Source organism: Paenibacillus pasadenensis (assembly GCF_023715725.1).
Classification (GTDB): domain Bacteria; phylum Bacillota; class Bacilli; order Paenibacillales; family Paenibacillaceae; genus Paenibacillus_O; species Paenibacillus_O pasadenensis_A.
Map to the genome: position 1 here is coordinate 1 of NZ_JAMBOT010000061.1, position 429 is coordinate 429.

Here is a 429-nt window from a genome sequence, read left to right on the forward strand (position 1 = left end):
GTTGCACAGCGGCGTGCTGGCGGCGCAGAAAGCGGTGATCTTCGGCAGCTTCACCGGCAGCGCGCCGAACGACTATGACGCGGGATACGATTTGCCGCAGGTCTTTGATTATCTGCGCCAGCAGCTCCCCCTGCCGCTGATTAGCGGACTGGAGTTTGGCCACGAGCAGCGCACGGTGACCCTGCCGCTGGGCGCCCGCGCGCGCCGGGTGAATCAGGCGACGGCCACCACCCTGACGATCGGCGGCCATCCGGTGCTGACAGAATAAATTTCCCGAACGCATAGGCGGATCCCCTGCGAATTGTTAAAATAGTGTCACTTTTAGCCATTTTTTCACGCCAGTCAGGGAGTACGTGAACATTGGACGCCGCTGCGGTCATTAGCCTGTTTATTCTGGGTTCTGTTTTAGTAACCTGCAGTATCTTATTG

At 58.3% G+C, this 429-nt stretch carries 1 pseudogene; it reads left to right on the forward strand.

Going from position 1 to position 429, the window contains the following annotated elements:
- Nucleotides 1-268, forward strand: a pseudogene (locus M3223_RS23960) (hypothetical protein); the annotation flags it as partial.
- Between the last annotated feature and the right edge of the window lie 161 nt (nt 269-429).